General features: G+C 65.5%; 8 protein-coding genes. 1 reads left to right on the top strand and 7 read right to left on the bottom strand.

What is annotated here, in order from left to right:
• Nucleotides 1-91: 91 nt before the first annotated feature.
• The 5 genes from AC07OK_RS06240 to AC07OK_RS06220 are packed head-to-tail and all read right to left on the bottom strand — an operon-like array spanning nt 92 to nt 16,681.
• A complete protein-coding gene (locus AC07OK_RS06240) occupies nt 92-4,606 on the bottom strand; it encodes a YncE family protein (RefSeq protein WP_494689480.1) in 4,515 nt (1,504 codons plus the stop codon).
• 33 nt (nt 4,607-4,639) lie between these two features.
• Nucleotides 4,640-8,725 carry a hypothetical protein gene (locus AC07OK_RS06235; RefSeq protein ID WP_494689479.1) on the bottom strand — a complete coding sequence of 1,362 codons (4,086 nt, stop codon included), beginning with the start codon at nt 8,723-8,725 and terminating at the stop codon, nt 4,640-4,642.
• A complete protein-coding gene (locus tag AC07OK_RS06230; RefSeq protein ID WP_494689478.1) occupies nt 8,722-10,926 on the bottom strand; it encodes a hypothetical protein in 2,205 nt (734 codons plus the stop codon). The genes AC07OK_RS06235 and AC07OK_RS06230 overlap by 4 nt, the downstream gene beginning before the upstream one ends.
• Complete coding sequence (locus tag AC07OK_RS06225) at nt 10,923-15,356, bottom strand: DUF6603 domain-containing protein (RefSeq protein WP_494689477.1); 4,434 nt, start codon at nt 15,354-15,356, stop codon at nt 10,923-10,925. The genes AC07OK_RS06230 and AC07OK_RS06225 overlap by 4 nt, the downstream gene beginning before the upstream one ends.
• The gene (locus AC07OK_RS06220) at nt 15,347-16,681 is read right to left on the bottom strand and encodes a hypothetical protein (protein ID WP_494689476.1); all 1,335 of its coding nucleotides are present in this window, start codon (nt 16,679-16,681) and stop codon (nt 15,347-15,349) included. The genes AC07OK_RS06225 and AC07OK_RS06220 overlap by 10 nt, the downstream gene beginning before the upstream one ends.
• 279 nt (nt 16,682-16,960) lie before the next feature.
• On the opposite strand from AC07OK_RS06220, the gene AC07OK_RS06215 reads away from it, so the two are divergent.
• Complete coding sequence (locus AC07OK_RS06215; RefSeq protein ID WP_494689475.1) at nt 16,961-18,457, top strand: sigma 54-interacting transcriptional regulator; 1,497 nt, start codon at nt 16,961-16,963, stop codon at nt 18,455-18,457.
• A gap of 14 nt (nt 18,458-18,471) precedes the next feature.
• Here AC07OK_RS06215 and AC07OK_RS06210 read toward each other — a convergent pair whose 3' ends face one another.
• The gene (locus AC07OK_RS06210; RefSeq protein WP_494689474.1) at nt 18,472-19,062 is read right to left on the bottom strand and encodes a hypothetical protein; all 591 of its coding nucleotides are present in this window, start codon (nt 19,060-19,062) and stop codon (nt 18,472-18,474) included.
• A complete protein-coding gene (locus AC07OK_RS06205; RefSeq protein ID WP_494689473.1) occupies nt 19,059-21,164 on the bottom strand; it encodes a protein kinase domain-containing protein in 2,106 nt (701 codons plus the stop codon). The genes AC07OK_RS06210 and AC07OK_RS06205 overlap by 4 nt, the downstream gene beginning before the upstream one ends.
• Between the last annotated feature and the right edge of the window lie 5 nt (nt 21,165-21,169).

Raw genomic sequence — 21,169 nt, 5'->3', positions numbered from 1 at the left:
CGCAGCATGGCGTCTGAGAGGCATGCAGCGCAGCTAGCTGGCTGCCCTGCATGCTCAATTTACGGAGAGGCAATCAACCGGAGTTGGCCTGTCAAGGCGTGGCGCCGGTGTAGTTGAAAGGCACCGTCCCTATGACCATCTCCTGCACGCTGTAGTCCGGGCCCCAAACAGGTATCAGCATATCGGCATGCCTGCGCAATACCTTTTTGAGCATAGCCACGGGAGGCATGAAACTGGTGAACGCAATCACCGAGCACCCCGCTGGCATGGACTGGCCCGGTGGCAACTCATACGTATAGGTCAGCGTTGGTGTTGGCGCATTGGCTGGCCACGCCAGTGTCTGCGAGTAGGTGTCTACGCTAGTGATGGGAACCATAGGATACGTATAGTTGATCGTCCCGTCCGAGTTGAGCAAGGTGAAGCCAATTTTTCCACCCATCTTAATAATGGGCGCACTCAACAGGACGCCTATCGTCACGCTTCCTCCCTCGGCCGGCCCGGTCACCAGGGTCGACTCGTTCAGGAATTGGTTAGGGTCGACAATGTCGGTGGTATTCCGCCAAGCCATATTGGGATGCGCCATAATGAATGTGCCGAGTTCGGCCCACGTCCCGAATGTCCCGTATGCCCCCAGATCCGGCGGACTTGGGTCTGCCGTGTTGTCGACCCAGGCGATCAGGCAATAATGGGGAAAGCTACTGTCCGGTTGCCACAGCAGCGGCGCCAGGCATGCAGCAATGCCGTTGCCCTGCGTATCGGCGATGTCGAGATAGTTTCCCGGTACGCCACCGGCGATGTCAAAGTTGTTTGGACTCCATTGGCTTGGCAACAGCGTGGTATTTTGATTCTCGTAATAGAAATACACGCGCGATTTTTGCGGTGTGGCCATGGTGTTGAAGCCGCGCACATACACGTAATTCACCTGATTGTCGACTGTGTTTGGCGGGTTGCCATAGTCGTTGCCGTTATAGTCGGCAAGCGTTCCCATGGTCGCCAATGCCGACGGCGTGAGTGCCGTCGGACCGTAGGGAATGATGTCCGGCGACAAGGTCCAACCGGATCCGTTGTTAGACTGAGGCGACTGCCCCAGGTAATCGCGCAGGAAGATGCCCTGATAGGACGAGCCGCTCGACAGCGTGCTGCGGTCAACCAGGTCCTGCGTGACCGACGGCCGCAAGTGGGGGGCGATCGACAATGTTCCGCTGAATGCGCCAACCACATAGACCGCCGACGCGTCCGGTGCAACCGCGACGCCCATGGGGAATGCGGCGCCATTCAGGCTGACGTTTTCCACGTTCTGCATGGAGCTGGTGGAGAAGATGCGCAGCCCGCTATTGGAGTCGGACAGGAATAGGCGCTTGCCGTCGGGGGCGATCGTCATGCCGTTGACCTGGAAGTTGGCCTGGCCTGGCAAGACGAAACTTTCCATGGTGGCGCTTGCGATGTCGAAACGCGCGAAGGCATTGTGCTGCGCCTCGTTCATCCAGATATACAGGGTACTGTCGTCTGGTGCGCACAGTATGCCGCTAGGCATCATCGACAGCGGGTAGCTGGTCGCATCGAGACTGTAGCCGGAAGGCGTTGCGCGCACCACGCTCATTTGCTTGCCCTGCTCATCGGTGATGTATACCGCCGTGCCATCCGCAACCGACACCATGCCGTATGCGGAGGCTGCGGTCGCGGAGAACAGCGGCACATCGGCGGCCACGGTAAACACCTGGTTGCCGAGGTCGCAGTCGACCACCACCAGATGCAGCATGTGCTGCTGGTCGGACATCAGGACGAAGACATTGTTCCCATAAGGCGAGATCGACAGTTTCAGCGGCGTGTAGCCTGGCGCCGCGCCCAGCGGGACCGCCGAGATATCGGTGTAGCCTGCAGTCTCCATCACATACAGATTGCCGTCACCGCTGCGGATCGAAAACGCCACAGCCTTTGTCGTATCGGGCCAGAATTGGAAGTCGATCAGCGACAGCTCGCTTCGGACTATGGCACTGGTTTGCGATGCGCAGTCGTAGACCGACAGCCCGGTGAAGGGGGTTTGTCCCGGCAGGTTGATGCTCACGTCGCAGTTATGCCAGGAAAGCACCGACGTCGTTGAGGCTGCTACGCTGGTGACCAGCGCGCCGCTGGCTACCGTGCTGTTGCTGTCCTGGTAGGTACTCGAATTCCAGATCGACACGCTGGCCGACGCGTTGGCCAGGTAGAGCACCTCGCCGCCCGAAGACGCCGCCATCGCCGCCACATTGGCGCCGTTGGCGAGGCCGCTCTCGACCACCGTGCAGCAGTCGTAGCCGGCGATGCAGTTAATCAAGCTCAGGGTCGGATTGGCGTTGCTGGCGACATAGGCATACGTGCCTTGTTCCGTGGTAAGCAAGCTGGTCGGCGCCGTCACGCTCAGGCGCTGGCAACCCGCCACGCTGGTGGCACCGATGGGAAATGCGCACACGGCGTTGCCGCCGGTGCAGGCGACCAGCAAGGTTTCGGACTGCTGGTCGACCACGGCGATGGCGCACGGCAGATCGTCTGCCTGGAAGCCCTGGATGGAACGCACCAGTTCGAATTTCTTGAGCACGATGTTGTAGCCCAGCACCGACACCTGCGGCGTCGCGTCGACGACAAACACCTGCGCTCCCGAGGGCAATGAGGCAATGCCGCCCACTGCGCCGCTGACGGTGAAACTTTGCGCCAGGACGAAGCTGCCTTTGCCATTGCCGCTGTAGATGCTCAATTGGTTGCCGCCATCGCCTGCCTGGCTGCCGATAAAGACGTAGCTGCCGTCGTACGACACCGACAGCGCGAGCACCGCGCCGACGACACTGGCGCTGCTGACCTCGGCGAACTCATAGCATTCTTGCGCCGCGTCGTAGCTGGCTTGAAACACCGTCAGGGTTTCCGTCGCATCGGCCGCGAACAGGAATTGCCCGTCCCTGGAAAACTGCAGGGCGCAGACCTGGCCGCCCAGTTCGATCGGCGCAGCGTTGGCTTGATTGGTAATGCTGTCAAAAATCGCGATCGTATTGACGCCTGACTGGGCGATCGCGTACAGGTTGGCGCTAGGCGATACCGCAATCGCCAGCGGCGCGGAAGCGGTGTCGATGGTTTGCTGACTGAGCTGGAACGCCGAAAGGACTTCGTTGCGGCGAATGACCAGACCCAGCTCGTGGTCCAGGGGGGTGATGGTGAGCATTTGCGGTTCGGTGATCGTCAGGCTGGTGACACCGCCCGATGGCACCACTTTGGGCAATTCCGCTGACACGGCCAGGCTGGTACTGAGAGTGACTCCGCCGTTGCTGCTCACCGACCAATCGACGAGCACCGTGGATGGGAAATCTTTGTAGTATATATTTGCCGGCGCGGCATTGATCGCGTTGGTAATGGGCAGGACGTCGACCGCAAGATTGGCCGTGGCCGTGTTGGCGGCCTGGTCGCCTTGGGCAATCAGCGTAAACTGGGTGCTTTCGGTGATGCTGGTCTGCCAGGTGTTGAGGTTGCTGACGTCGATATAGCCCGGCATCAAAGTCAGGCTGGGCGCCGACGCCGTCCAGTTCAGCGTGATCTGGGCGCTGCCCCCCGACAGCACCGGTGGCCTGGCCGGCCCGGTGAAGCTGGAAATGTACACATGCGGAACCTTGGTCAGCGCAATCGTGAAGACGCCGTCGTCGTAGCCAGGCACGCCGGAGTACGCCACCACCATGGTGGTCGCGCCTGCTTGCATCTTGGTCAGCAGGTGGCTGATATTGAATGCGACCGTGTCTTGCGCGCCGGCGCCGAGTATCACCTGATTCGCCGGCGCCTGGAGCATCCAGGCCGGGTTTTGCGATCCGAGCGGCGGATCGGTAATGAGCCAACCGGTGGCATCGACACCGGCCGTCACGCTCATGTTGAAGGCGGCGGTCAAACTGCACAAGGCGCCATAGCCGAACGGGTTGGCGGCGCCGGCATAGACGAAGCCTATCGTGAATACGGTATTCTCGCCCGCCGTGATGGACGCCGAGTGCGGACCGGGCGACATCACCAGGCTGAGCGTATTCTCGACGTCGGGCGTGGCGGCGATCGTCTGCACCACATTGCTGTCGACGACGGACAAGCTCATGGCCTGGTGTAAATCCAGTTGCCCTGTGGTGGGCGCCTGCAGTGTGACGATGTTGTTGTAAGTGAATGGCAGCGCGCCGGAGGACACGGGTAGGGCCCGGTAAAAATTCATGTACATCTGGACGCTGGCGCCTGCCGGCGGCGCGCTACAGGCAAAGCCGGCCAGCTTGACGGTAATAGTGGCGCCGGCGGCCAGTTGCTGGTCCTTGGACGACGCCACGCACAGTGTCTGGGTATCGGCGTACACCTGGCATTGCCAATTGGCGGCGGTGCAGTCGAGGCCTTTGAGTTCGGCGTTCGACAGGTTCAGGCAGCTCAGGTCGAGGTAGAACAGGCTGCCGGTGGCGCCGGCGGCCATGGCCTGCTCCACCGGCTTGGCGGCCTTGCTCAGTGTCAGCGCGGCGTTGCTGCTGATCCGTAAGGTCACGGCGTTGGCAGCCGCCCCGGAAGTGGGTACGTAGAGTACGCCAGGGGTGTCGCCGCTATACAGTTCAAAGGAAATCTGGTTCATAGCCTTGCTCCTAGAGGTGAAGTGAAGAACAGGTCAAGAGGGCAGGACAAGCAACAGGTCCCGGCTCACGCCGTCGTTGATGCCTGCCACTGCGGAGTATTCGAAGCTGATGGAAATTTGCTGCTTGGTGCTTTGAATAGGGATATGGTCGGCCCCGATGCTGAGGGTGGCGCCGCCGTGCAGCACGATCGGTTCCGGCCCGCTCGGCGTAGCGAGCCAGTAAGGGGCGCCGTTCGGCGCGCTGACGCAGGTGAAGCGCCAGGCCGCGGCATGGAAGTTGATGGCGCGGACGTCGGCCGCCGGCACGGCCGGGCCGAAGTGAATGGCGAACGTCGATCCGGCGTGCGGTGCGGAGCGCGGCCCCGTACCGGCGGCAAGGAATTGAATGTCGCGGCCCTGCTTGTTGGTGAGGACCAAGGTCAGGGAATTCTCCTGGCCGTTGCGTACCTGCGGCTTGTGGTCGGCATCGAAGAAGGCGAAATCCAGCAGCAAGGGATTCAGGCGCAGCCAGCCTTCGCGCAGCGATTGCGGGCTGTACGGCCACATGCCCTGGGGCGCATCCAGACCGACCTGCGGATCGACCAGCCAGGATTTGTGTTGGCCGCTATGCTGTTGCGCAACCCACGACCACTGATAGCCGCTCTGGGCCGGCAACGGCAGGTTCAAGGTGGTGGCGCCGGCCAGCACGGGGGTGCACGGAAACGTCATCTCCAGCGTGCGCAGCGTGTCGGCGTACATATACGGCGGAATGCGGATCGCCTTGGTCGGCAAGATGCCGGTCGAGGCGTGCAGCGCGGCGCGCGGGTCGAGCAGGGCCAGTAGTCTGCGTTTGTGGCCGGCTGGATCGGCCGAGCTGGCTTGCTCGGCTGCAAAGGGCTGCACTTGCAGCGTGTCCTGGGCGGCCTGCCGCACGCCGCCGCTGCTGTGCGCGTCCGCGCCCGCCGTGTAAAACGTCGCCATGTCGTAAACGGCCTGGCCGGGCGGCGCGATGAAGTATCCGATCAGGCCGTCATCGAGCTTGGCCAGCTTGCCCAGGATGACAGGGAAGCCGACCGCGGTCACGCCATTGTCGGTCTCGGCCAGCTCGCCGCCGGTCGCGCCGGTGTCGAGCACCAGCATCGACTGATTGTAGGCCGGCGCACCGCGCAACTCCAGGCACACCGACAGCTGCACCAGGGCGACCGGGCGACCGACCAGGACCGCCAGGTCATTATTGGTGCTAAAACCCTGCGCCTGGACGTCGCCGTTAACCCGGTCGATGGCGCGCGAGAAATCGGCAAAGAAGGCGGCGCCGCCAGAGTAGAGCGCCAGGCCGAAGTCACGCAACTGCGGCTGTTGCTGGGCCAGCACCGTGTCGATCCCGCTGTCGATGGTTTGATTGTTGCCGGGCGCCGATTGCCACATGACCCGGCTCCGGTCGCCGTTCAGGAACAAGGTGCCCAGCGAGGCGCCGGCGGCGTCGTACAGGAACAGGCTGCCATCGACGTGGTTGGGCAGGACCCAGCCGCAGATGGGCGTCGTCGCCGGATGCTGGTTCATTTCATCCAGCTGGCTCGAATCGGCGGCCACCCAGCGCAGCAGCAGGCGCGACGGTTGCGCCAGGCGCGGCGGCAGGTAGCCCACTGCCGGCACCGGCTGGCCCTGGTACTGCGCCTGCATCGGCGCGGCCAGCGTGAAGCTGAGCGGCTTGACGACTTTCTTCTGGCCATACACGTCGATCAAGGTGAGCCCAAGCTTGAAGTAGCCGGCCCGTATCGGGTTGAAACAGCCGCCGGCGTCGGGCGCGGTGTCGGCGTAGCCGCCGATCGCCGCGGCCACCGCGCTGGTGAGCGGACCATAGGGGGACTGCGGCGACACCGCGGCGTTGAGCTGAAGATCCTGCTGGCGCATCAACAGCGCCGCGTTCAGACCGCTGAGCGCCTGCATCAGCATGTGCTGGCTTTCCAGGACGGCCAGCATTTGCTGCAACACGGGCTCGCTGCTCTGGGCCAGTTGGCGCATCAGGCCGGACACCGCGCTGGTGGCCAGCACCGCGGTGCCGGTATAGGCTTGGGCGAAGGCGGCGCCGGCCGGATCGGGGGGCGGACCGGGCGGCCGATAGTCGATGGCGCTGCCGGCGTCTTGCTCGATCATGAAGTTGGCGGTCATGAAATCGGCGCCATAGTCAAGCAGCCCGGCGCCGCTGGCGGTGGGCGAGAATGGCGCGAAATCGAGCTCCCACTGGACCAGCAAAGGCAGCCAGGGATTGCCGTCCCACCAATTCAGGCCGACCGGCGACGGCGCCGTCCCGCTCAGCGTCAGCGGGCCGGCATCGCCGGCTAGCGCCTTGAGCAGTTGCCCGGCCGCGATCGCCAGCCCGCAGCGCGCGCCGAGCCAACTGGTGTTGAGCAGGCAGGATTCCTCGATCAGCGCGCTGAACACCGCCGGCGCCGGCAAGGCGTTGTGCGGCGGCAGCGCCGCGCTGGCGTAGTCGCTCGCATGCACGGTCACGCCGTTGGCGGCGATGGCGTCGAGGTAATCGCCGTCGAGCCGGCACGCCAGCATGCCATCCTTGCGGAAGCGGCCATCGCCGCCGTAGCGGTCCATCGCCGGCAAGGCCGCACCACTGAGCATCACCACCGGCTCGGACGGCTGCCAGTAGCGCGGCGCGGCCACCTTGCGCAGTACCCAGTCCGGTTCCAGCATCGCCTGCAACGCCGCCGCCTGGCCATCCAGGGCGGCCTGGGCGTCCGCCAGCTGCGCTTCGGCGCCGCCGAGGGCCTGATACTTGGTGTAGGCGACGTCATAGGCCGGCGTCTCATAGCCGGTGCTGATGGCCATGAAGATGCGGTACCAGTCGGCAAACAACTGCCATTGGAAATCGGCATAGCTGGTTTGCATCGCCTGGTAGCTCTGCGCCGCCAGGTTCAGGCCGTTGAGCGCGTCGCCCAGCGCCTGTGGCATGCCTTCGACTTCGATGTCAACGTAGCGCAGCAGCTCGTCGTTGTTGCGGTCGGGCATGGCGGTGACCCGCGCCACGCTATACAGATAGCCGGCCTTGATGGCCCGGAACTGCTTTTCCTGGAGTCCCTCGTCCAGGCTGGACAGCTGGTCGGCCGCGGGACTGTGCAAGGCGCCCAGCAAGCCCTGGAAATAGGCGTTGAGCAGCGTTTCGAAATAGGGCAATTCGGGATGCGCTTGCTGGCGCAGGAAGGCCGAGACGGCTTCGGCGGGATTGTTGCCGACCGCGATATCGAGATCGACCTCCAGCGGTCCCGCCGACGCGTCGGGCAGGTAGCTTTGCGACGGATGCCAGAGCACTCCCTGCACCAGGCCGTGGTACAGCGAATACGTGGGCGTCGCGGCGGCGGCGGTAGCCAGCGTCCAGCCATACTGTTGTTCGAGCTGGGCCTGGGTCAGGCCGCCGTCGAGCGGGTCGCCGGCCGGGTCGCTGTACCAGCCGGTGACCGCGTACATGAGCTCCAGCTGTTGCCCCGGCGCCAGCTGCAGGTCGGCGAAGGTGTCGACGAAGCCGAACACCCCGCGACAATTCGGATAGAAGGAGGCGAACGTCGCATGGCCGCTGGCGACGGCCGACAGGGCGGCGCCGGTCAGCGCGGCAAAGCTGCCCGCTGCGGGCAGGTCGAGCTCGCTCCAGTCGGCGTCGAAGGCTTGCCATTCGCCGCAATAGGCGTAGTCCTGGCCATTGGCGAGCGGCTGGGTAGGCAAGCTGACCGACACCTGACCGGCGCCGAGCGCGTCATTGAGGCGGTCGCTGAGCACCACCCAGGACGTGCGCCGGGCGGCGCCGTCGACCAGCGACAGGCGGCTCACCAGCCAGCGGTTGGGGACGGCGCCGAACAGCAGTTGGCCATGCTCGTTGCCGGCCCGCGTGAGTCCATCGGGAATGGCCCAGTGCAGGTGCATCCCGGCCTCCAGCGGCTGGGCCGGCGCCGCCGACGGCGAGCGGCTGACGTTGGCGCCGAGGAAGGCGTCGTTGCCGCCCGACTGGTCGACGAAGACCGCGTTGGCGCCGGCGAATTGGGGCGTGGCATCGATGGCGTCCTCGGCGTTGACGCCAAAGGCGCTCAGGTCGATCGGGACGATGAGGCCGCGCGCGACCTGGTTCATGGGTTTCATTGCAAGCGCTCCTTGGCCGTGCCGGCCAGATTGAATTCCACTTTGACCACCCCCTTGATCATCTCCAGCGCGAATTCGGCCGAGGTGAAATTGGCTGGCGCCACCGCTTGTCCATAGTCCTGGTTCAGCGTGTTGAGGATGTTGGTGCTGGACTGGCCGACGTCGATGGTGCGGCCGCCGCCATACGCGGGCACCTGCGCCGTCGCGGTCGGGCCGAGCGGCTCGCCGGGCTGCCAGGCGCCGCTCGGGGTCAGGGCGCGCAAGGTGGTGGTGAACGGGGACGCGTCGCCCTCCACCCCACAATGCAGTTGTTCGGGTGGTTCATGCAGCGCCAATTGCACGATGTCGCCATCGAAAATGCACAGCATGCAGTCGGGCGCCAGCAATTCCATGCGCAGTTTTTTTACTTCCGAGGCGGGGTCGTCCTGGACGGCGTAGCCGTTGACCCGCAAATCCGGCCACCCCACCAGCGCCTGCGAACGCAGCAGAAAGCCGGTGTAGGCCTGGCCCGCGTTCGACCGGTAGGCGCCGGCAGGGCGCTGCCGGCGGCGGCTGGCGGCGCGCTGCCGGGCCTGCTCGGCGACGCCGCCGAACAGGCGCCGGTCGCGGTCCACTTCGGCGCTGCAAGTGCGTCCGATGCTGAACGCGCCGTCGAGCAGTGCGTCGATCCAGTTCATGTCCATCTGGAAGAAACGCAGGGACTCCAGCGGCAGCATGGCTTCGTCCGCCACCAGATAGTGGAACGGCACGCCGCTCAGCAGACGCAGCCCGGCCAGCCAGTCGGCGACGATCTCCGGCAATGGCGCCGCGGCGGCCAGCGCGGCGCCGCGGCGCGCCATCAGCTGGGCGAACAAGGCATCGCCGCCGAGCCGCTGCGCCAGTATCTGCTGTTCCGCCTGCATCGCTTCGGCGGCCGTCGCCGCCTTTTTCCAGTTGAACAAGGCGTTCGCGTACGCCCGGTTCTGCATCGCCATCAGCAAGCCCAGCTGCCAGGCGGCGCCGTACGATACATCGAACAGGCCGGTGAACGGGTTGTAGCTGTTGGCCGCGTCCGGACAGGACAGCGGCAGCGTCGGGGCATTGGTGGCGGCGCCGTAGGGCAGGCAGGGTCCGCGATACCAGGAGAGCGTGTCGACCGCGTGGCGGGTCGCGTGCTTCATCGGCAGGTAGCCCATCGCCAGCGCGTTAAGCGCCAGCACTTGCGCCGTGTCCGGGGCTAGCGTCCCGCTGCCCTGGGCCGCCAGCGCCTGCGCCACCTGCGCGGCGGTCGGCGCGGGGGCGGCGGTGGGCCATTGCAGGGTCGAACAGGGCTGGACGGCGTTGGCATTCAGGTTTTCCAGCAACTGCTGCAAATTCTGGCCGAGTTGATTGGCGGTGAAGCGCCAGGAGCGGTAACTGATCAGGCGCACTGTGGTGGTCCCGTCCGGCAATTGCGAGGCGCGCCCCGGACCGGGCAGGGCGGTGCCGAGGTTTTCCAGCGAGACCAGGAAGGCGTACATGGGATTGCCGGAGCGCGTATCGGGGAGGCGGTTGCCCAGCACCACGGCAAAGCTGGTCTGCTCGGCTTCATTGCTGGCGCTGTCGATGCGGTCGACCTGGCGCACGTGCGCCAGGTATTTCAGGTCGGCCATGCTGGGCGCGATCTGATTGAACAGCGCCTGGTCGATATCGATGACGGTGCAGGCGGCATCGGCCGATTCGCCATATTCGAGCCGGTCCATGTGCGGGTAACTCGCATACCCCGTCGGCAATGTCCCCACCCCCTGGGCCTGGGAATTGCCGGCGGCGCTGATGCAGTGGCCCAGCGGAACCAGCGCGCGCGCGCTCGCCTTCGTGAGGACCGGCAGCGCGTCCGCATCGAACAGCAACACGGCCAGCCATGGCAGCGCAGCGTCGGACGGATCCAGATAACGCTCCCATGGCAGCATGCGCCGGTTGAACACGACATGCGGCAGGCAACCGTTGAACTCGCCGTTGGCGAGGTCGGGCGGGTACACCGAATCGATCTGGTCGGCGCCGAAGGCGAAGCGTTCGCCGGTCACGGCAAAGTTGCGGGTGATGCCGAACTGGTTGGGAGCGTCGGTATTGGTGCTCTGCGCCACCGTCATCGTATAGGCATCAGCCTTCAGCGCCGGCTCGTCGAACTGGATGAAGCAGACCAGCTGCGGGGGCGGGGCGGGCGCGGTGTCGGGTTGTTTCATTGGAGCTCCTCTTGCATGGTTGCTTGTCCCAGCAGGCACATCAATGGTTCAGCCAGCAGGCCGTTGCGGGTGGCGTCGGCCAGGCCACCGAGCTCGACAACGGCCGGCAGCTGCGGCAGGAATTGCTGCAATACCGGCAGCAAGGCGGCGCGGTTGGCTTGCGCCAGCGGCGCCATCACGCTCTGCTCCACGGTGGCGCCGGAAAATGCCGGGCTGGTCGCGGTGCCCGGGCGGCTCCAGGCAAAGACGCCGATCTTCGGTCCGAGGGTGTAGTGCAGCAAGTTGCTGTCGACCGCCATGGTGTGGTCGGGTTGCGGCCGGATCGGCAGCAGACGGTAGCCGGTGACGACGTTGGCGATGGTGGTCTGGTTCAAGGGGTCGGCCAGTACCGGGTTGTGCTCGTCATCGAATGGCGCCACGGCCCACAGCGACATGGGCGCGTTCGAGAGCAGCCGCAGCGCTTGCAGCACGGGCTGGTCGCTCAGCTTGCGCGACGGATCGGTCAGGCTGACCGTCACCGCCAGCACGGGCTTGAAGTCGCCCGCGGCGGTGCCGGTCGGTCCCACGCCGAATGCTTCGCAGGGGACGATCGGCGCGCCGGCCGCGTCGTGCGGCTGCGACGCATCCGGCGCCAGTTCGACCAGATCGGCGAACAGCGCCGGGCTGTGCGACTCCTTGACCGGAATCGCACAAGTGAGCGTCAGCTCGAACTGTTCGGCGTCGACGATGAAATCGAGCTGGCCGGGGTCGTCGCTCAAGGTCTTGACCAGGCCGCTGGTGACATTGACGCCCAGGCCGCCGCTCGGCACGGCCCCGGCCGGCGCGCCGCTGACGCCGCTGACGCCGCCGCCGCCGGGCAGCATGCCGGCGACAAAGTCGCTCCATGCGATCGTGCAGGCCTGGCCTTGGTCCGAGCCGCCGAAGTCGATGGTGAAGGAGATGATATCGAGATCGACCGTGGCGCGGCCGGTAAAATCGGGACCCCACAGTTCCAGGTCCGCGCCCACGTGGATGGTCAGCGTGATGTGGGTAAACAGCAGGTTGATTTCAAACGAGGCGCCGATGTCGACGCTGGCCCGCAGGTAGTAATGGAAGGGCTGGTAGATCATCAGGAAGTCGGCCTGGACGCTGAACCATGCGCTGATGTCGCCGCTGCTCCAGGTGGCCGACAGGCCGCCGCCGGCCATGACCGCGATCGAGGTGACAGCGAAGTATTCGTCGCCCTTGACCACCAGGTTATCGCTGACGTTCCAGTTGATCGCCAGCCGCGGCAGCTGGGGGTAGTAGGCGGGCACCTGGAAATTGGGATTGTAGCCCCCCATGCTGATGACGAATTTCCCCTGGTGCTCGCCGCTGTACCAGAAGTAGTAGGCGAATCCGCCGGTCAGGTGGCAATCCTGCGACAATACATAGGACTGCGGCGTCAGCTGGCCGCTGATGCCGATGAAGCCCTCGGCCGGCCGGAACGTGGCGAGCAGGGCCAGTTCGGCGTAGATCACCGGCGCCGTCGGTGGAATCGCGATGATGCTGGTGCCGATGATGTCGACCTCGAATTGCTTGCCGAACTTGACCAGCGCGAGCGCGAAGGAATTGGCCAGGCCGAAGGAGCTGAACTTGACGCCCGCGGCCAACCAGTCGTCGCCGACCGACGGCGCCACGATGCCGCCGGCCGTCAGGCGCTGCAGCACGGTGTCGACCTGCGGGCCGATCTTGCCGCCCATGTCCATCGGGGGCGGACTCTGCGCGCCGTTGGCCCACGCCACCAGCGGAAAGTCGGCGATCTCGCCCACGTCCGGAACCAGCAGCTTGCGGTTGTAGCCGAAGCCGGCCGCCAGGCCGGTGACGAAGAAACAGGCTGGACCGCCCAGTTCGGCGGCGAGCACCGCATACAGGAACATCGAGGGATTGCCGGCCGCGCTGCTGTAGCCGCCCAGCGCGGCGATGCCGAAGCCTTCGGCGTTGACCATCAACTGTCCGGTGAAGCTCAGTTCCGGTTCCAGCGTGCCGTACAGGCCGCCGCTGAGCGTGACGCCCGAACCGGCGTAGCTGACGTCGATGCCGTCGATGGTGAAGCGCGGTGAAAACGAACTGATCTTGCTCGACACGCCGAAGCCCTGCAGGCCCACCGTCAGTCCGGAAGCGCTGAGCGACAGGTTGGCCAGCACGGCGATGGCGCCCTGGTCGGTGCGATACTGGACGCCTATCTTCTGGATATTCACCGGTCCGAAGGTTTTCTGCAGATCGAACCACAGCACGCCGTCGGACGACGCGCTTTGTGCGATCGCCGCGCCGGCCACCGCCGGCCTCAGCAACTTGGCCCGGGCCGGCGCCGGCGTGCCCGGCACCGTCTCGTGGCCGGCGCCGAACATCAGCGGAATCGCCGTGTCGCCGACCTTGAACTGCATGGCAAAGCCCAGACCGGCCTCCATGCCCTGGCCGTTGTCGCTCGGTATCAGGGCGTAAGCGCCGCGCAGCGCCGCGATCAACTGGTTGGCCTTGGCTGCCAGCGCATCGTCAAAGTCGGCGGTGGCGACCACCACCTGGATCTGGTCGATCTCGATGGTGTTTTCCGGTCCCAGCAAGTCGTCGATCAGCGGTAGATTACTGATCGGAATGATCTTGTTGATATTCAAACCGAAGAACGCTTGCCACGCGCCGCCATCGCCGGCCGCCTTGAGCGCGACAAAGACGGCGTTGCCGTAGTTGACGGACTCCATTGCAATGAGCAAGTGTTGCTGTTCGAAGTCGTAGCTCAGCGTGGCCGACTGCAATCCCAGGTCGAGGTCGGCGGGAATCGGGGGCAGCAGCGTGCCGAAGCCGAAGGCGTCGGCGAGGTCGGTCAGGCCCAGGCCGCCGTCGCCCATGCTCTGCCACTTGGCCTGCATCACCATCGACGTCGCTGCTTTGGCGGCGCTCTTGCCCATGTCGAGTTCGAGTGTGAAGCTTTGCTGGCCGACCAGCATGCTGCCGGTCAGGACGATGCTGTAGCCGCCGTCCTGGTAAGTCGCTTGCGCCACCAGGCTGGCGACCAGGTCGGTCCCCATCAAGGGCATGGTGGCGTCGCACCGTCCGGTGAGCAGGTAGGTGTAGCCCTGGCCTTGCTTGACGGCGGAGACCGCAAAGGCCGAGAAGCGCAAGTTCTCCAGGCTGGACGGCAGTGCGGCGGTGCCGCCGACGACGGCGCCGACCAGCGCCCCCAGTGTCACGCTGCCGCCGTAGATGCCGGCGGCGGCGGCCACTTCCCAGCCGTCCCCGGCCGCGCGGCGCAAGCTGACGCGGAAGTCGAAGTCTTGCTCGAAGATGGAGGGGAACAGTTGGCAGCGGGCCGTTAGCGTCGCCTCGGTCGATGCCTGCGCGGCGCCGGGGCTGAGCAGGTCGAGCGACAGCGCGGTTCGCTTGAGCACCAGCACCGATGGAATCAAAGTCCAGACGTAATCCTGGTCGGCGCCGATGCACAGCTCGACGCGGGCGATGTCATGCTTTGCCGTGAGGCTGAGCGCGAAGCGCTGCAGCAGGCAGGCGTCGAACGCCTTGCTCAACTCCTGCGGGATATAGCGCTGGAAGCCGGCGCCGCCGGGCAGGGCGAGGATCTGGGCGATCCCCACGCTATGGCCGGGCAGGGGCGTGGCGCTAAAGCCCAGGGCCGGGTCGGCCATCGCCAATTGCACCGCGAACGCGAGGCCGCCGCTGCTGGCGCAGATGGCCAGGCCGATGTCCTGCATCAGGTCGACGGGCGCGCCGACCGTGATGACCAGACTCAGGTTGTCGATGCTCAGGCCCGGCGCCAGCGGGAACGTCGCGGCGCCAAGACCCAGGCTCAGCGCCATGGCCGGATAGGGCGTCTGCGGACTGGGCGCGAGCGGTCCGCACACCTTGTGGCTGGTCGACGTGCCGAGCAACTGTTCGAGCAGCACCAGCGCGCCGCCGAAAATATTGAGTGTCATCCAGCTGGCGATATTGAGGCCGCTGGCCAGCGCCACGGTCTCGTCGGGCTTCGAGCGCCATGGGCACCAGGCCGCCTGCGCGCCGCTGGCGTACAGGAAGCAGGTTGACGCTGGCGCGACGGCGTTAAACGGGAACATCGTCAGCGTCGGAAAGCTGTCGGAAAATTGCCAGCCGTCCGCCACGGCGCCATTGAAGACAAACTGGACGGCGCCGTCGCCGTCGATCGAAAACTGCAGGTCCACCGAGCTCGAAGGCTGGCCGAACAGCGTCGCCTGTCCAGCCGAGATGGTCAGGCTGGCGCCGCCCGGATCCGGTATGTCGGCGGCGGCCAGGCCGTCCACGCGGAAGCAGGCGTCGGGCGCGAGCAGGAACGCCGCCGCCATGGCCTGCTGCGCCGCGGGGGGCAGGAAGTCGCCGTCGAAGCTGATCGCACCGGTGTTCAGTACCTGGGTACGCAATGCCAGTGCAAGTGTTGTCAGATCCATGTGACTGCCTCGCTGCGGAAATGTGGCGCCGGACCGCCAAGTGCGGCCTGGGCTGAAATAGGGGGGACGGGCAGGGCGGGAATGTCGGCGATTTCGCGTCGTTGGACCGGTGTCTGCCCTGCAAAATCGAGCGTAAACAGGTTGTCGCCGACCCAGCCCTTGGCGACGGCGGCTGACATCACTTGCTCCAGCACGCGGCATTGCGCCAGGTACGGCTCCTGTCCCGGATCCTGGCAATAGGGCAGCAAGGTGTCGGCGACAAACGCCGACAGCGCGACGGCGCCGTTGACGGGCCGGTTGGCCTCGATGCCCTGCAGATGCTGCAGCAGCAAGATGCGGCTGGCGCCCACGCTGGCCGTCGCGCCGACGTTGTCCGCGTCCGCAGCGGCCTCGCATTTCACGACCGACAACGCGGTGACCAGCCGCTGCTTGTATTCCTTCTTTTTCAGGTAGTTGGAAAAGCTGACATCCTCGTTGGAGGCGACGAACAGCGGGCTCATATTGAGGTTTTTTGCGTTCAACGCCGTAATGTTCCACAGTACAACTTGTTGCAACAAGCCATACGTCATTTGCCCGAAGTTGACGTTTCCAGCGGCGAAAGTGATACCGGCGCCATTCAGCTCGCCGGCGGTTAGCAGGGCGGTCGCAGCGGTGAATCCAATGCCGTAAATATCGTTGGCCATGTTGGGCTCGAACGTCTCCAGCCGCTCCGGAAAGCCGTTGACCTGGACCACGTTGTCATCGACCACCCATGCCTTTTCATATTCCAGGTGTTTGAGCATTGCCAGGGCGGCGTAGCGGCAGGCGCCAAAGCCAACCAGGCGGCTCTGGTTGGCGCCGCCCCCAGCAGCGTCGCCCGCATAGTGGTATGCCACCACGGTGACATTGACTAAATCCTTCAATTTCGCATGGTAATAGGCAAACTCGCGGTGGTGCACGACCACATACAGCGGCCGCCGGGAGCGCTGCGGCGCATACCAGGGGATGGCGCCGTCCTTGAAGGTGTTGGTCTGCAGATAGCCTTTTTTAAATGGGCCATGCGTGACCGCCAACCCGAGGGCTGACGCCATCCATCCCGCCCGGTTGCTGGACACCACCACCATAGGCGCCACCTTCTTGCTCACCTCCGGCCATTTCGCATACAAGGTCAGCGTGCGTGGGAAAAGGTTCCTATCGTCCGCCCCCAGCGCCGCGATGCGGGCGGCGACGATGGCGCGGCATTCGGCCTTGTCGTCATTGTCGGGGTTGGGGGCATTCACCGCCGTATATTTATCGGGGATGGTCGAGCCACCGTACTTCGTATTATTTTGCAGAGTGATAGGCATACAAATCCTCGATTGAAGTGGTGGTGTGGCGTCCCCGAAGATGTAGGAGCAAACGCCGTGCCAGTCACCATAGGCAGGGCCGCCACTGCGGCGGCGATGCCGGCGCCTGCCAATGCCCGTGTCAATAGCACGCAATTTGCCGTGCTTGACACAGGCATTGACACCCGCATTGACACGCTGTCCCGCGCGCCGCGCTGCATTCGCTTGTGGTCGGACGCACGGCAGACGATAATCAGGCAGGCCTGCCTGGAACCACCCGCCACCGACAAGGAACCGCCGATGCTATCGTCCGACGCCGAACACACACTCACTTCCGCACTGTCGAGGCTGGAGCCGTACGCGCAGCGTTTGCTGGCGCTGACGATCCTGTGGCATCCGGACTTGAGCCGGGTCGGCGAACAGTTCCTGGTCGGAGCGGATTTCACCGAGCTGGCGTTGAACCGCTATGCGCCGGATTTTTGCCGGCCGGCCGGCCCCCAGCGCCCGCTGGGCGAACGCCGGATCGCACGCGAGTCGCTGCTGCTGCGGCGCGCCGCGGCCGGCGGCCTGACGCTCTGCGCACCGGCCAGCCGCATGGCGGTGACGGTGGATGGGCTGGCGCTGGCGGCGCCGATGGCGGTCGACGCGGCGCGCCTTGCCGACGGCCTGGTGCTCGAGCTCGGCGGCGTCTTGCTGCTGCGCGTACATTGGGTCGATGGTTTGCCGAAGGCGGATCGGGAAGGTGAACTGATCGGCGTCAGCGACTGCATGCGCAAGGCGCGGGCACTGATACGCCAGGTCGCCGCCACCGAGCTGCCGGTGCTGCTGCTGGGCGAGACCGGCACGGGCAAGGAACTGGCGGCGCGCGCGATCCATGCGGCCAGCCGCCAGCCGGACGGGCCGCTGGTGGCGGTCAACATGGCCGCCCTGAACGACGGCCTGGCCGCCGCCGACCTGTTCGGCGCCGCGAAGGGCGCCTACACCGGCGCCGAGCAGGCGCGCAGCGGTTTTTTTGCCGAAGCGGCCGGCGGCAGCTTGTTCCTCGATGAAATCGGCAACGCCCCGGCGGCGGTCCAGCCCATGCTGCTGCGCGTGCTCGACGGCGGCGAGTACCGCCCGCTGGGCGCGCCGCGCTCGGTGCAATCGCAAGCGCGCCTGATCGCCGCCACCGACCAGCGGCTGGGCGCGGACGGTTTCAACCAACCCCTGCTGCGTCGGCTCGAAGCGTTCGTGATCCGCTTGCCTGCGTTGCGCGAGCGGCGTGAGGATATCGGCATGCTAATCGCCCACGTGATCGGCCAATGGCAGGCCGCCACGGGCGCACAATGCAGCTTGCCGATATCGTTGGTCAGACAGATGTGCTGTCACGACTGGCCGGGCAATGTGCGCCAGCTTGGCAATGTGGTCAGGCGTGCGCTGCTGGCCGTACACGCCGGCCAGGCGCCGTCGTTCGCATCGCTGGTGTCGTTGGCGCCAACGTCCAGCCACGTGCCTGCGGCGGCCCCGGCGCGCCGCACCGAACTGGCCGGCGTGGACCAGGACGCGGTGCTCGCCGCGATGGAGCATAACAGCTGGCATATCCGGGCGGCGGCGCAAACACTGGGGGTGTCACGCCCGTCGATGTACAAATTGCTGGGCATGCATCCGCTCATCCGCCAGGCCAGCGAGATTCCGCTCGACGAATTGCGCCGGACCCTGGCCGGCGCACAGGGCGATATTACGCGCTGCGCGGCGGCGCTGAGGACGCCCAGCGAAAGCCTGCGCCGGCAGTTGCGCAGGCATGGCTTGATCGGCTGAGCGGAGAAGCTGGCTTAGCCCTTGAGCGTGCCGCTGCCGCCGACCTCGGCTTCAGGGTCAAATCCGAAGACCCGCACCTCGTCCACCGCGCCCATGCCGCGCGTGATGCGCACCGTCATTGAGAACGACAGCTTCCATAGGCCAGGGGACAGGGCGATGTCCAGCGTGCGCTTCCAGTATTGGCTCACCACCCGTTCGGCCCGCGGCGGCATGATGTCGACGTTCTCCACCACGCCGGAGAAGTCGAGCGCCATCGGGTAGCAGGCGCCTATGGCTTGCTGGAATGGCGAAGGCGCCGCGTATAGCGTGTCCAGTTCGACGCCGCGCTGGATGATTTGGGGCCGGGTGATGAACACGGCGTCGATGATTTGAAACGAATCGAATTCGTTGGCGAGCGATCCGCTGCAGCTCACCTTGACGCTGAGCTGTTCGCCCGGGATGAAATACAGGCTGTCGGCATATGTCCCTTCGGTCGGATCCGGTTCCGGTGTGTTGGGCGTATCGCGCGTCAGCGTGTGTGCCAGGTTGCTGCTGGTCTGATCGGCGTCGAACGTGAGATTCAGCGTGACACGAGGGGGAGGCGGCAGGGTTCCAGTGTGGCTCATCGGGTATTCTCCATGGCAAGTGTTTGAAAACGGGAATCGCGCCGTAGCGCGACCAACTCAGGTTCCGACTCGATCAGCGAAAACGGATAACCTAAGGCTATGGCGCGGGCCAGATGGGCAAGGGCGGCGTCGCGCTTGCCGCCGATCTCATTGGCCAACGCAGCGCGAAAGCGCACGTCGGGATTGCGCGGGGCGGCGGTAACACCACGCTCGCTCCAATCGAGCGCCTGCGGCTCATGGTCGAGGTGGACCGCATACAGCCCCATGCGGGTCAGGAAGGTGGGGTCGTCCGGCGCACGCGCCAGTATCGGGCGCAGCAGTTGCATGGCGCGCCGATAGGCGTCGCGCGAGGCTTGCTCGCGCCCTGGTATCCAGCGCAAGGCGTCGGCCAGGTTGGCCCACTTCAGGTAATCGTTGGGACCGCCTTTAGCGGCGGATACCGCGTGCTCAAACGCGGTGCTGGCGCCGAGAAAATCGCCGCGGCTGAACAGTACCGTGCCCAGGTTGCTGTACAAGACGCCACTATGTTGGACGCTCAAGCCTTGCTGCAGCACCGCCAGCGCCTCATCGCCGCGCCCAAGGCGCAACAAGGCGGCGCTGAGGTTGGCATGGCTCTGCACGGCGTCAGGTTCAAGCCGCAAGCTGCGCCGAAATGCCTGTTCGGCGCCGGCATAGTCGCCTTGCTGGAAGTGAAGCGTGCCTTCGAGATCGGTGAAAGTACGTTCGTCCGGCATGCGTGCCTGGGCCTGGCCGATCAGCGCGGCGGCCGCGTCATAGCGCTGCATGCGCAACAGCACATTGATTTTGGCGTTGAGCGCCGACATGTCCCCGGGATCGAGCGCGAGCGCGCGATCGGCCGCCGCCAGCGCTTCGCCGCCGTGGCCCTGCAGCGCCGCGACCCAGGCCTGGGCCGCGTGCGCCAACGCCAGTTGATCGTTGTCGCGCAGGGCCAGGCTGGCAGCTTGCGCCGCGCGGGTCAGCCAGGTCTCGTCGCGGCCGTCGCCGATATAGCGCATGCTGTATGCCAGCGACTGACCGGCGGCGGCGGCGGCATGGTCGGGGCGGCGGGCCAGGATGGCGCCGAAATCAAGCAGCGCCTGATCGATGGCGCCGTCGCGGTCAAAGTGGCGCAAGGCATCCATGCCAGCCTGCATCGAGGCCGATTCGGAATGCGCCGGCGCCGACGGCGCCAGCCAGGCCGGCGCGCGCAGGGCCAGCCCGATTAAGCCGGCGCCGGCCAGCAAGGCGGCGCCCAGCAGCACTTGCGCGCGGATGCCGGCGGGGCGCCGCCGGCGCCATGGCTCCACCGGCGCGCTGACGCCAGCGACGCCGCGCAGTTGGGCGATGCGCTCGCATACTGCCAGCATGCTCGGCAGACGCAACTCGGTGTCGCGTGCGGTCATCGCCAGTATCAATTGCAGCAGACCGTTATCCATCGAGTTCGCGTATTGCCATTGATGAGAGCTGGTTTGCATGAGGGCGGTGGCCAGCGCCAGCCCTTGCAAAGCGGCGAACGGCCGTTCACCGGTGACCAGCTGGTACAGCACCACGCCGAGCGCATAGATGTCGGTGCCGGCAGTGGGAGGGCGGCCCGCCAGCCGCTCCGGCGCCATGTAGGCGATCGTGCCCAGCGGATCCTCGGGCGCGCCCGACTGAGTGGCGAGCGGATCGATATGGCGTGCCAGGCCGAAGTCGAGGATGCGCACCGTTCCGCCTGGTTCAAGCATCAGATTGCCCGGCTTTAAGTCACCGTGGATCAGACCGGACGCGTGCGCCTCCGCCATGGCTGCAGCGACCTGGCCGATGATGTCGAGCGCGCGCGATGGGTCGGACGCACAGTCGGCGACGTGGCTGCGCAGGGTGTTGCCGCGCACCAGTTCCATCACTATGTATTGGGAACGGCCATCGTCCTCGAATCCGAAGATCTTGACGAAGGCGAGGTGCTGCAGCGACGCGGCCAGACGCGCCTCGCTGATCAGCTTATCTGTGCCTGGTTCGACAGCGGCAATATTCAGGCATTTCAGCGCGACGCTACGATACAGCATCTGGTCCCATGCCTCGTACACCTGGCCATATCCGCCTTCACCTAAACATTTACGCAATTGGT

This window comes from Duganella sp. GW821-FHT07G03, from assembly GCF_059418605.1.
This window is presented reverse-complemented; position numbering and strand designations above follow the sequence as displayed.

Excerpts from the sequence above, each read along its gene's own strand:
- AC07OK_RS06230 (WP_494689478.1), bottom strand. The coding sequence starts at position 10,926 with ATGAAACAACCCGACACCGCGCCCGCCCCGCCCCCGCAGCTGGTCTGC.
- AC07OK_RS06240 (WP_494689480.1), bottom strand. The coding sequence starts at position 4,606 with ATGAACCAGATTTCCTTTGAACTGTATAGCGGCGACACCCCTGGCGTA.
- AC07OK_RS06235 (WP_494689479.1), bottom strand. The coding sequence starts at position 8,725 with ATGAAACCCATGAACCAGGTCGCGCGCGGCCTCATCGTCCCGATCGAC.
- AC07OK_RS06225 (WP_494689477.1), bottom strand. The coding sequence starts at position 15,356 with ATGGATCTGACAACACTTGCACTGGCATTGCGTACCCAGGTACTGAAC.
- AC07OK_RS06220 (WP_494689476.1), bottom strand. The coding sequence starts at position 16,681 with ATGCCTATCACTCTGCAAAATAATACGAAGTACGGTGGCTCGACCATC.
- AC07OK_RS06215 (WP_494689475.1), top strand. The coding sequence starts at position 16,961 with ATGCTATCGTCCGACGCCGAACACACACTCACTTCCGCACTGTCGAGG.
- AC07OK_RS06210 (WP_494689474.1), bottom strand. The coding sequence starts at position 19,062 with ATGAGCCACACTGGAACCCTGCCGCCTCCCCCTCGTGTCACGCTGAAT.